Annotated in this window: 9 protein-coding genes; 1 reads left to right on the top strand and 8 read right to left on the bottom strand. The window is 44.0% G+C overall.

Annotation, left to right across the window (positions count from 1 at the left end):
* Complete coding sequence (gene abc-f, locus NQ510_RS06815) at positions 1-1,962, bottom strand: ribosomal protection-like ABC-F family protein (RefSeq protein ID WP_008665967.1); 1,962 nt, start codon at positions 1,960-1,962, stop codon at positions 1-3.
* A gap of 104 nt (positions 1,963-2,066) precedes the next feature.
* Positions 2,067-3,560 carry a sensor histidine kinase gene (locus NQ510_RS06810; RefSeq protein WP_005828554.1) on the bottom strand — a complete coding sequence of 498 codons (1,494 nt, stop codon included), beginning with the start codon at positions 3,558-3,560 and terminating at the stop codon, positions 2,067-2,069.
* 220 nt (positions 3,561-3,780) lie between these two features.
* Here NQ510_RS06810 and NQ510_RS06805 point away from each other — a divergent pair, with 220 nt between their 5' ends.
* The gene (locus NQ510_RS06805; RefSeq protein WP_005828555.1) at positions 3,781-4,629 is read left to right on the top strand and encodes a helix-turn-helix domain-containing protein; all 849 of its coding nucleotides are present in this window, start codon (positions 3,781-3,783) and stop codon (positions 4,627-4,629) included.
* Between the two features lie 74 nt (positions 4,630-4,703).
* Here NQ510_RS06805 and NQ510_RS06800 read toward each other — a convergent pair whose 3' ends face one another.
* From NQ510_RS06800 to NQ510_RS06775, 6 genes are all read right to left on the bottom strand, one after another.
* Entirely contained in the window at positions 4,704-5,480 is a 777-nt protein-coding gene (locus tag NQ510_RS06800; protein WP_005828557.1) for a class I SAM-dependent methyltransferase, read from the bottom strand.
* Between the two features lie 233 nt (positions 5,481-5,713).
* Positions 5,714-6,046 carry a DUF3795 domain-containing protein gene (locus NQ510_RS06795; protein WP_005828559.1) on the bottom strand — a complete coding sequence of 111 codons (333 nt, stop codon included), beginning with the start codon at positions 6,044-6,046 and terminating at the stop codon, positions 5,714-5,716.
* Between the two features lie 349 nt (positions 6,047-6,395).
* The gene (locus NQ510_RS06790; RefSeq protein ID WP_005828563.1) at positions 6,396-7,370 is read right to left on the bottom strand and encodes a DUF5106 domain-containing protein; all 975 of its coding nucleotides are present in this window, start codon (positions 7,368-7,370) and stop codon (positions 6,396-6,398) included.
* A 6-nt stretch (positions 7,371-7,376) separates the two neighbouring features.
* Positions 7,377-10,673, bottom strand: coding sequence for a fimbrial protein (locus NQ510_RS06785; RefSeq protein ID WP_005828565.1), 3,297 nt, complete (start codon positions 10,671-10,673; stop codon positions 7,377-7,379).
* Between the two features lie 19 nt (positions 10,674-10,692).
* Entirely contained in the window at positions 10,693-11,700 is a 1,008-nt protein-coding gene (locus NQ510_RS06780; protein WP_005828567.1) for a hypothetical protein, read from the bottom strand.
* Between the two features lie 19 nt (positions 11,701-11,719).
* Complete coding sequence (locus NQ510_RS06775) at positions 11,720-12,652, bottom strand: FimB/Mfa2 family fimbrial subunit (protein ID WP_008665958.1); 933 nt, start codon at positions 12,650-12,652, stop codon at positions 11,720-11,722.
* Positions 12,653-12,761: the final 109 nt, after the last annotated feature.

Genomic DNA, 12,761 nt, shown 5'->3' with positions numbered 1-12,761 from the left:
TTAGTGATTCTCCAACTCTACAGTAGCCGCGTCCCACTCTTCCATCACGCGGTCAAGCTGCTCTTTCAGTTTTTGGTGCTGCTCATAAAGCGACATGTCCGAAGCACCTTCCGGTGTGGCCATCCTGGCCTCAAGAATGGCAATGGCAGCCTCCGTCTGCTCTATCTCCGCTTCACAATCGGCAACGCGACGTTCCAGTTTCTTGAGCTTCTTATTAAGCTCCTTCTGCTCCTCATAAGAGAGTTTGGCTGCCGAGGGTTGAACCGGTTCTGCACCAACATTTCCCGATGCCGCCTTACCGGCAGTGGGCGAAGCGGAAAGTGAAGGGGATTTCTGTAACTCATTCAGGCTCTCTATCTGCTTCTTTTGCAGGAAATCATAAATTCCTCCCAGATGTTCCTTCACCAGTCCGCCACCAAACTCGTACACTTTAGTCGCAAGTCCGTCCAGAAAATCACGGTCATGGCTGACTATTATCACCGTTCCGTCAAAATCGCGGATAGCCTCCTTCAACACATCTTTGGAACGCATGTCAAGATGATTCGTAGGTTCGTCGAGAATCAGGAAATTCACCGGCTCCAACAGCAGTTTTATCATGGCAAGCCGGGTACGCTCTCCACCGCTGAGCACCTTCACCTTTTTATCCGAAGCCTCACCGCCGAACATGAAAGCACCTAGAATATCACGGATTTTGAGGCGGATATCCCCTACGGCCACGCGGTCAATCGTATCGAATACAGTCAGGCTCTCATCCAAAAGCTGTGCCTGGTTCTGGGCAAAATATCCAATCTGCACATTATGTCCCAGTGTAAGCTTACCGGTATAATCCGTAATCTCACCCATAATACACTTTACAAGCGTAGACTTACCTTCGCCGTTCTTACCGACAAAAGCAACCTTCTCTCCTCGGTTGATAGTCAAATTCACATCGTGGAAAACAACGTGCCCACCGTAGGATTTCTCCATATCCTCGCAGATAACGGGATAATTACCGCTACGGCTACTGCAAACAAACTTCAGGCGCAAAGAGGAGTTGTCTTCCTCATCCACTTCGATGCGCTCTATCTTTTCGAGCTGCTTGATGCGGCTCTGCACTTGCACAGCCTTGGTAGCTTTGTACCGGAAACGTTCGATGAAATCTTCCGTATCTTGTATCTGCTTCTGCTGATTCTCGTAAGCACGTAGTTGCTGCTCCCGGCGCTCCTTGCGAAGCACCACGAACTCATCGTATTTCACTTTATAGTCGTAAATGCGTCCACAAGTTATTTCGATGGTACGCGTAGTGACATTGTTCAAAAAGGCGCGGTCGTGGCTGACAAGCACCACCGCATTGGCACGGGTGGAAAGGAAGTTCTCCAACCACTGGATACTCTCGATGTCAAGGTGGTTGGTAGGCTCGTCGAGCAGCAACACATCCGGACGGCGAAGCAACAGCTTGGCAAGCTCTATACGCATACGCCAACCACCGGAAAACTCGCTTGTAGAGCGGTCAAAGTCCTCGCGGCTGAAGCCCAGCCCTTGGAGCGTGCGCTCTATTTCGGCACGGTAGTTGGTGCCGCCCATCATCAGAAAACGTTCGTTTTCGTGAGTGAAGCGGTCAATCAGTTTCTGGTAATCCTCGCTGTCGTAATCGGTACGTTCGGCAAGTTGCCGATTCATGCGTTCGATGCCCGCCTGCATCTCAAAAATATGCTCGAAGGCAAGTTCAGCCTCCTGCATTACGGTGCGCTTGTCACTGAGTATCATCACTTGGGGCAAATACCCGATAGTACATTCGCGAGGAACGGCAACAATGCCGGCAGTGGGCTGCTGAATGCCAGCCAATATCTTGAGCATGGTGGACTTACCGGCACCATTCTTGCCGACAAGAGCTATACGGTCTTTCTTATTGATAACATAAGAGACGTCTTCGAACAGAGGAGTGGCATTAAATTCTACCTTCAGTCCTTCTACAGATATCATAGTGTCAATGAATTTATCGTTCAAGACTGCAAAGGTAGCGATTTTCAACGTTATACAATATCATACGCTCACATAATTACATCAAATATCCAAGAAAGAGAACACTACTCCCGCATTTCCTGCGGAAGGACAATTGCAAAGCGGCTCCCCTTGCCAAGAGTTGAAGCCACTTCTATTTTTCCATGAAACCTTTCAACGATAGTCCTGCAAATGGCCAATCCCAATCCCGTGCCCTGCACAAAAGCATCTCCCTTATAGAAACGTTCAAAAATGTGCGCCAGAACTTCTTCCGACATGCCAGTTCCCGTATCTTCCACAAAGACTTCCAATGTAGCAAAGTCCTTCAGCCTATACCCTATGGTTATGCGTCCTTCAGCAGTGAACTTCACCGCATTATTGATAAGATTGTTGACAACTTGCCCCAAACGCGTAGGATCTGTATAGATAACTGCCGCCCGGTCCGGAAGGTCTAGCAGTAACTCCACTCCTTTCCGAAGATTCATCTTCTGCGCACTGTAAATGCTTTCCAATATGCCATTTAAAGAAACCTTCTCAAAATGGAATTCCATCGTGTTCGATTCTATCTTGGACAAATCCAGAATATCTGAAATCAACACCATTAACAACTGGCTGTTCTTTTCAATCAAAGACGTAAATTCCATAATCTCCTGCCGCGACAAGTCGGCATCCCCACAAGCCAGTAGTGTAGAGAAGCCCACAATGGCATTTAGTGGCGTACGTATCTCGTGGCTCATATTAGCAAGAAATACGCTCTTCAACTCATCGCTACGTTGCGCTTTCTGCAAAGCCTCGTTCAATTTATTCTCCGTATCCTTGTATTTCTGCGTACTCATGCAAATACCGATGATACGGAACGGCAAATCCGTCAATTGCCCCACATAGGTAGATTGCGCCTCAAACCACTCCCACTTGCCGTCTCCCCTCCGTAGACGGTATTCCACTGGGCGTTCGTACAAATTACCATGCAACTGTAAAGCCAAAGCATCAAACACTCCCTTCCGGTCGTCCGGATGAATCAGAAATGCGAATTCCTCAGGCGTCAGCGTATAGTCACGCGTAGGAATCCCCAAATATTCAAAATAACGCGGTTCTATAATCATCAGATTATGTTCCATGTCGAAAGACCATTGAAATATCTGGGTGCGGCTCAGCGCAATATTCAGCAAATGCTTCTGTGTCCGTTCTTCCAACACATTCCTGAAATAGAGTACAATCCTCACCAATTGTCCATCTTCATGAATTCCCACCATAGCACCTTGTATCAGAAAACTGATACCACTCTTCAATTCACGTATAAAGCAATTGATATCTAAGGGAATAATCCGCACATCCCTCTCCCGAAGTTGCAGCAAAAGGTCTTCTAACACATTCTTTTTATCACATACCACTTCCAATAAGTCAGTGATACGCCGCCCTATCACATACTCATTCAAATGGAGTTCATTCATCACCTGCTGATTCAGACGCCAGATACAATCTTCCAAATCAATCATAATAATGCTGACGGGCCATGAGTTGAACAACTGCTCGGAGATGGCATTTATTATACGTACTTCTTGAGGAACATTCGGATTCATCAGAATTGTTTTATCATACAAGGAGCAAAGTTCGGGCTAAAATGCTTATGCCACAAACAAACCCTTATAAATCAATATTCCGTTTTAGCATGTATATATTCTATTATTCACAACTTTACCTTATTTAACAGAGACAAATTGAGCGTAATATTGATTTTAACTGTTATCTCTGTCATTTATACATTATTATCCCCCATTTTTGTGTCTTAAAATCTCCAACATGAATATATCCGAATTCAATATAAATGCCGAGTTCATTGCCTGCAATCATATCACAACCAATGAACTGAATCCGCTAGTGGAAAAGCCATACCACACCAAGGCCAGTATCTTCGCTCTATGCACCAAAGGAGTTCTGAAAACCATCATAAACCATACTCAATTCAGGGTTGAAGCTAACACCCTCCTAGTTATTCCTCCCGAGACCTTCGTACAATTGCTACACACGTCAGACGATGCTGAAATATATGTCGTCATATTTTCCCAACAACTTATCCAGAGTTCAGGGGCCGGCAAGGTCATGATGGATAAGTTTCACATTATAGGCAAACACTATATTTTTCCTCTATCGAAAACGGACTTCCAGCTTTATGCCGAGTTCATGACCTATTTGTCACACCTCTACCAAAGAACAGAAAGCCCCTCAAGTCTAGTTTCATTGCAAACTCTACTGACCTATCTGTTACAAGGTATATCCGAACTCTGTCCGGAACGCCCTAGAATAAAAGAGACTCCGGGCAGCAGGCATTTCAACCAATACCGCATTTTTATCCGATTGGTACACACAGACTATGTCCGGGAGCATCAAGTGTCCTATTATGCATTGAAAATGAATATGAGACCGGCAGCTCTTTGCCGCCTTGTCAAAAAGGAATCAGGACATACAGCCATGGAAATCATCAACAATACTATCATCATGGATGCCAAAGCACAACTTTGTACCGCCAACACTCCGATAAAGGATATAGCCGTGAGTCTAGGTTTTAATAATGCGGCCTTCTTCAACAAATTCTTTAAACGTCATACGGGAATACCTCCTCAGAAGTTCCGCACATCCTCAAAACAATAAAATCCACTCAAAACACAAAATGCGGATATTCTGCCATGAGAATACCCGCATTCCTCAATAAGAGAAGTCTGCCATCAACCTACCTTCTTAGCAATAAAAAACACATAACCGTAGAATTCCTTATATTTGCCGTATAGTTCATCCTCAATCATTTGGAGTGAGCTGAACTCTTCGGCAATTTTATTACCGGCATATTTCTTACGGAAAATCTCCTGAGCCGCAACCTTTGAAGCAAAGTAATGCTCTGTCCAGCAATTCTCCGGCAGAATGAATGTAGCAACGGGGAGATAACCCGCCTTGTACAACTTGGCTACCTGATTGGGAAGTGTATCCATTTCAGAATAGGCGTCCATCCAGAAGTCATTGATTTCCGCAGGACGTTCGTCCGTAAACCATGAACTCTCGGATACGGCAATATACCCTCCCGGTTTCAGATATTTACGCCACTCCTTCAAGCCACGTTCAAAGCCGATGTTATAGATAGCACCTTCACACCAAATCATATCCAGCTCCTCCTCACCGAAAGGGAGGGCATCCATTGAACCGACAATTCCTTTTACTCTGTCCTGCAAGCCCAACTGCCTTGCATTACGGTTGAAGATGTCAATAAAGCCGGGGAAAAGGTCAATTCCGGTAATCTGTCCCGGAACATGGCCAGCCAATACCATTGTCTGACCACCTGTTCCACAACCGATATCGGCAATAAGGGATTCATCGGTAAGACCGTCTACAAAGCTCAATGCCTTCAACGTCACTTCAGGACTGCCAGGGCCTTGCCGTTCCATATTGGAGAAAAAGTCACAGATTAAATTAAATTCGAAATCGTGGATAGTTTTATTTTCGTTACTCATTTTCTTACTATATTTTGCATATACGGAAAGTATCACAACACCTTCAGCATAATATGCGGATTAAACTTGAATTATAACAATAGAAAAACACTCTCGAAAGAAGTTATCCGAAAGTAAACGAAAGGGACAATCTGTGCATGGAACACAGATTGTTTACAAAACCAAATCCGATTTAAATGTCTTTGTCATACTGCAAAGATAAGCAATATTTTATTTAATCAAAAAATTTACGGTTAATAAAGATTTTCCCTTGCACCGGGCACATGCTGAAGAACGGCACCTACCACCTGGCAAGTATCCAGTTCCTTACAGTCACCGCAGGTATTGAAACCTTTTTCGTACACACATTTACGGATAGCACAGTAATTGCTGCAATAGGCAAACTTCACCCCATCTGCACGGCACCCCATACAATGGATGGTTTCTGCCGTAATTTCCGGCGTATTGTTCAGCACACTCCACTCTTTGGCGGTTTTCTCTCTCAGCTCATCGTCATTATTGACAGTGGCTATACGGGCGGTGCAATTTTCGCAATCCAGTCCGCAACATGCAATTAATTGTTTCATCACTTGGTTATAACGATTTATGTTTGTCTCTTGTGATAATCATCAACTTGTCTGCTCCTTCTTTTTCAGTTCAAAGACAAACAGTCATCTTGCAAAGATATGGAAAATAAAATAGAGCTCCCTCCAAATGCCTGATTAATAACATTTCATTTTTCCAGGGATAATAAGACAAAATGCCCCCGAATCCACGCTTGAATCGGAGGCATTCACAAACAAAACAAACAAAATCTATCAGACGAACTTCACAGTTGGTCTCATAGCGAAAATTTAAGCCTTCTTGTCGAGGAGAGGATTAAATTTTCCGAGGGTAGACCGCAAATCACGTCTGCCCGATTCATTATTACAAGATTTATCTCAAACCCAGCGCCTGCCTCACGGTGTCGTAGGCCGCATCTTTCAGCAGTACGGTTTTGTCTTTATCCAGCAAGTAAAGCGAGGGCATGGCCTTGAGGTCATACAAAGCACAGTCTTTCACCTGTTGCCGGTCGTTGCCTATTAGCCAGCTACGGGGCATGTCTGTCAGGGCTTTCCTCCACACTTCATCATTGCCCTCGGTGTAGACGGCAAGTACGGTCAGGGTGCCTGTATCCACAGCATCAGCCAATGCCCGGTCTGCCATCATCGCTTTCAGCACTTCGTGGCAACTGGGGCATTCGGGGTCGTAGAATACCAGCAACAGCTTGTCTCCCTGTACCGTGGTTGTCCGCAGCGTGCGACATTCTTCGTCCGCCAGGTAGTAGGTGAAGTCCGTAGCTGCCTTGCCCACGTTATTACGGCTTATCAGCTCCAACTTGAATTTCAAAGAACTTTTCCTTGCCTCGTCCAGCGCGGTACTTTGCAGCATACGGCGCAGGTAGGCAGCATAGAGCGTTTCGTTGTAGTACGGCGAATTGGGATTATAGAGATAATCATCCATCAGCCGCATGAACACCTGCCTTGCATGCTCCTGACTCTCCATGCCGGTGCAGAGGTTGCCGATGCCTCCCTTAATCTCCTCCTGCGTGGCTTCTGAAGCCGACAACAGGGATAGCTGATTGACCAAGCCTTGCTCCGTCACCGCCCGGTTATTCACCAAGGCGGTGTCGGAGAAGTTATAGCTGTCCCAGTAGTGCGTCAGCAAGAAAGTCTTGCGCTCGGTGGGGGAGGTGAGGACGGAGGGGATTTCGGGAAAAGGGAATTGCTGATCTCTCAATTCAGCTTTCCCTTTGACATTCTCTGTACATTCATCCATCTTCCCGGCTTTCTGTTTATCACCGGCAATGCAAGAATGAAGCAAACCGACAATAAACAGAAACAAACCGATACAGCTGAGGATACGTCTCATTCCCTATTAATTTCCTCCCAGATTATTGGTAGCATCGCGTACGCAACGCACCTTACCACTTCCCCAGCCCGTAGTCAATTGAAGAGTACCACTTGTATAGGCGAAAGCTTCCTTTCTATTCGTTGTAGATCCTACACCTTGCCCTATATCAGTATTCCTACCGCTAAAAGTTGTATTTGTCAAATAAGTAAATCCGGTCATCAAATCAGGATAGGTTGTGTACATCAACATTAATTCACGCTGATTAGGAGCACGGTATCCAATAGGACAGGGGCGATCAACTCTTTCATATTTTGCCACACGTTCTGCTCCAATTGATCCCTCTTCAGGATATACTCCATAACTAATATCACCCTCATCCGCAAGAATTGCCAACGTCAAAGGTGGACGATTGTTACCAGAAATATCTCTTTCCGTATTTGTCGGCAATACTTCAGTACCTACAGACGGTCTGATTGTGTTATCAATCATAGGATTTATATCAATAGTTTTCTCCTTATAAGTTACACCTCCAATAATATGTGTGCTACTTCCTTTCGTTACATAATCCTCTGGAACTGCATCAATATCCTTCAAACTTAACCCCAGATTTCTTATACAACGATAAGAGAAATTCTTAATACCAGTAAAGTGTTCACCAGGTGCTGTCTGTGAATAAGACGCAGATCCTCTCGATGCACTTTCCTCTGCCCATATAACCCATGGATCACTAGGTTTATTTGTAGGCTTATCTGTTGTACCAGGATGATAACTACTACTTGCCACATGTACACGTGTTTCTCCATTTTCAATTGGTATTTCCACTCCGGAAGCATCAATATCATTCATATAAAGTTTCGCTTTAGGAATAGCAGTTTCCCCAATCCACAAATCTGTCAATTGATCTACAGAAGCAAGATACCAACGGATTTCATCTGCATCTATAACGTCATCCCCATCCAAATCACGGTTACGCAACAAGCAGGCATACCAAATACTCTCATAGCCAGAGTTTAATTGATGATCTACATCCGTAACAACTCCTAAGACATCCGTCCAATGTAATTGGTTTACTGTTTGTCTCGCATTAATAAGGTTCAACATATTGAGGCGTCCATTCTCCATTCCATTTGGATTTTGTCCACTAAAACGACTATTAAAGTCTTCATCGGAAACACCGTCCGGTACTATCGGCAAGAATTTCGTTTCCATCATAGCCTCTGTTCCCCATGCCGTTTTCAAGTCAGCATGTTTCGGATTGTAGAAAGTATAAACCGGATTTTGTGCGATGGAATAAACACTACGTGCTACGGAACTTTCTCCATCTTCACTGTATTTTGAGCCTTCTACACAAAAATTTAGCATACGATTTTCTCCATTCACTGTTTCTTTCCATAATTCCAAATTAACACCCTCTATACCATCACCAGAACCGGGAAGTCCTACTGATGCTGCCTGACGATAATAAATCATTCGTGGGTCATATACATAAATATATTCATCTACATAAGCAGTAATCGTTACAACATCTTCGTATTCAAATGTTTCCGAATTCCATCTCCGCTCAAAAATATCACTATTGCCATTGTTAGCCTCCACATGCAAAAAATTCAATAACTGATTAATGTCATACAACCGCACATGTCCATAAAATTGTGTTTCTATATACTCCCCACCTGCAATAGGGGCTGCTTCTGAATTATTTTTACCACCACCGTCATACGCTTGTTCGCCAGGATATTTTGCCATGACATTTGTCGGCACATAGTTTCCATTAGCCAAACGACATTCCTTATTAACCAGAAACTTTACCCACTTATAATCATTCAAAGACAAATCTGTTTGAGGAAGCCCGTATCCATCATAGGGAAGTTTCGTATCAAACACCTTCATCCCTCGTTGAAAAGGAGTGGTTACCGACCAGGAAAGTCCTTTTTGAATATCTTCTTTTCTTAACGTCAGCAATAATCTTCCATAGTGGGAATCCATCGTCTTAACAGTTCCTTGCGCAACGATGACATTGCCTTCCGCACCTGGATTGACTTCCTTACTATCCTCAACTTCTACAATGATTTGGTCTACACTTTGTACTTTCACATTATAAGTATAATGAGTATTACGTTCCGTATCATAATTGTTGACGAGTTCCAAGTCATTCAACCAGTCGGCTGTATTACTATTTCCTGTATTACCTAAATGAATTGTGTAAGTTGTCTTTGCGTACACTTCACTCCCATCATCATCCTTATAGGTAATAGTACCCTCCAATTCTACATACGTTGATTTAGCATTGGCATATACATATTCTCCATTTTCATATTTTTGCCCTTCTACAGTTCCGGTTATTAGCTTTTTCTCCTGTTTCTCACGCAAAGCATAATAAGTACCCTCCTCAAGTAGGCTCTCTGTACTTATTTTTTGTTTAGGATTTTGTCTATTCTCACAAATATAAAACTCAAAAATAGACTTCCCATCCTTTTCAGTAAAGTCACTCAGCCGATTACTCGGAGCATAGCCCGCTCCATCATAATCCCATGTATTATCTCCACTATTTTGTTTCTCGCGCGAAAACAAATAAGTACCACCCGGAATATTAATAACTCTATAGGCTTCAGGTTCAAAAGTCACTCCCACAGCAGGTATAATATTGAAAGTTATACGCGCATCTACATGGTTTAATGCCATTGTGTAATCTTCCCTTATTGCTCCCTGGTGGTCCCCAGACTTATATACTGTTACAATTTCACTCTTTTCTTTGGTTATCGCCTGTCCAGTCATCAAGAAATAGACACGCTCAACACTCAAATTATCACTCAACTTGGAATAAAGTGCTTTTAGGGCTGCTATTGTCTTTACATTCTTCAATTCATCATCAGATAAGGTTCCTACCCCGCTCTGCGGATTACCTACCACATAAATTCTCCTCAATCCTGTAGTCATAGAGAACTCTACAGATTGCGGTTTCCCTACTTCAATAGGATTTCCCAAACCATCTTCAGTATCATAAAATGCAGAATTGTCCACAGACCATTCGTCATCCGAAGCATCTGCATTCTCCGCTCCATCAGATTGCTTACTCGGCTTGAAAGCTATCACAAACAATTTATTAACTGTGCGTTCTGTTTCGTCAGACTGTGCCAAACGGGTTTGAACTTCCATTTGATCTGCCACTTTTATTTTCAGCGAAAGTGCCACAGGAATGTCAGGCACTACCTCATATTTATCTCCACCCTTCACAAGTTCATCATCCGTACACGACACAGCCAGTGCGGAAACAATCATTGCGATAAAAAGATTATATATATATTGTAATTTTCTGTTCATAACAAATTTCTCCTATCCATTATTCAAATGGCACATCTATTTCTTCCTTTGTCCAACCACTGATGGTCCACTGTAACTCAGTATCTTTCGGAGTTGAATTCAAGGTGACGATTATATTCAGACACTCTCCGGCACTAAGGTGGGTTAAAGTTTCATTGTTCTTTTGCAGCTTCAACGATTGTGGTCCCACATATTCCCAGTTAGTAACCAACTCATATCCCGTACCAATATGTCCCGGATAGAGATAGCTGATAATTTCTTCAGATTCTTTTAGGGAAGAAGCTATTGTTATACTTTCTTTTAATAGTAAATCTGTATAAGAAATTTGAGTTGGCAGGTTGTTTTCTTTAACGAAAAGATAACCCTTATTAGGTTTCACATTCGGCATTTTAATATTAGTAAGCTCTTGCTCCTTATCGGTATTATTAATAAACTTCAAGCATACCTTTGCCACCGGAAATTGTAACTGCAAGGCCACATTTTGAGATTTTTCAGCTTCTAAACGAACATTTTTCCTCATTACAGTTTGTGGCAATGGTTTTTTATCTGTTGGAGGATTTTGAAAATCAAAACCATTTTCTCCCAGTATCACATTCTCCAATAGAGAAACGTTATCAATAGTAGTTTTACTATTCAAAATTTCTGTTACCTCCTCAGTTAGTGTAAGAGAACCTTCATTCACAATGGCATAAAAATCAAATTCAGTACCATTATTCTTGTCTACAACAAGGTCATTGTAAGTGATTGTTTGCGAAGTTACCTCGGGAGCGATGTCATATCTTTCATTCAATATCACTTCAGAGTCACTGCTTCTTACCATAATCACATGCAAAGTCCGCATCTGCTCATTATCCAATAGGCTGCTTCCGTTTGTATCATCCGTCACCGCCCTCGTCGTAAACGTCATCGTCACCGTTGCTTTCTCGGTGGCGGCGGGGGCATCATCGGTGATGCACGAGGCGGGCAGTAGGCAGAGGATTGCCATCAAGGTTGCCGCCAGACTGTATTTCTTCAGTATTTTTTTCATATATCGTTCCTCCTTGTTTTTATTGCCAGTCGGGTGTTACGTCTTCCACATACCATGAGGGGACCTTGATGGTGACTCCTACCGGAGTGAACACAATGCTGATGGGCAGGTAGGCTTCCTGCTTGGTCACATCAATGCTTTTGAGGTGCTGTTGCAGGTAGTTGTAGATGCTGCCAGTCACCAAGGTGTTGCCGTCGGCGTCCTCCAGGCGAAGGAGGTGCGTACAGCAGACGGGGGACAACACGTCGTTGTGGTCCATGCGGAAGAGGGTGAGGTCGTTGGTGTGGTAGACGCCGGTCTGGGAGTCGTACACCAGTTCGGGGTAGCAGGTACCCTTTTCGTCCTCGTTAATCTCGTTGTTGAAGTCGGTCTGGGCATTCGATTTCTCGATGCTCAGCTTATAGGGAATACCGGCGCGTGTTGCCTCGCCGGGGGCGGGCAGGCCGTGTATCTCGATGTCTACGTTGATGTGCGAGCTGAATAGGTCGAGCGTGTCACGCAGGAACTTGTTGCTGCCGGGCACGGTGATTTGCTTGCTTCCCATGTAGTTGTGGTCGTGCCCGTCCACTGCGGAGGCTGTGCCCCAGTTGGGATGCTGTATGTAGATTTGTGAGAGGTCGGTGGAGTTGATGTCCTTCACCTGGGTTTTGCCGTAGGCGTTTCCCACTGCCACCACGCTGTAGGTGCCTTGGGGTAGCTTGAAGGAGGGTGCTTCTTGGGCGGGATTCAAGGCGTCCTGATTGTATGTCCTTTGGTCGACAAGACGGTTGTTGGCATCGAAAACGTACAGGTCAATCTTGTCCATGTATTGGCGCAGCACATCCTTATCTCCGTCGGCCTTGTAACGGAAACAGATGGCGACGTTTTCACAATCGTCCATATCTTCTTTTATGCAACCGGTTGTCAGGACGGGAACCAGCGACAGTAATATGAGTTTCTTTAATTGTTTCATTGTCATACGTTTTCGGTTATATGATACGTCATTTTTCTTCAAACAAGAAAAGAAAAAGAGAAAGGGTTCTCCCCGCAGCCTGTGGAAAGGAGGCGGGGAAAAAGAAATT

It is taken from the genome of Bacteroides uniformis, from assembly GCF_025147485.1.
Taxonomy (GTDB): domain Bacteria; phylum Bacteroidota; class Bacteroidia; order Bacteroidales; family Bacteroidaceae; genus Bacteroides; species Bacteroides uniformis.
This window is presented reverse-complemented; position numbering and strand designations above follow the sequence as displayed.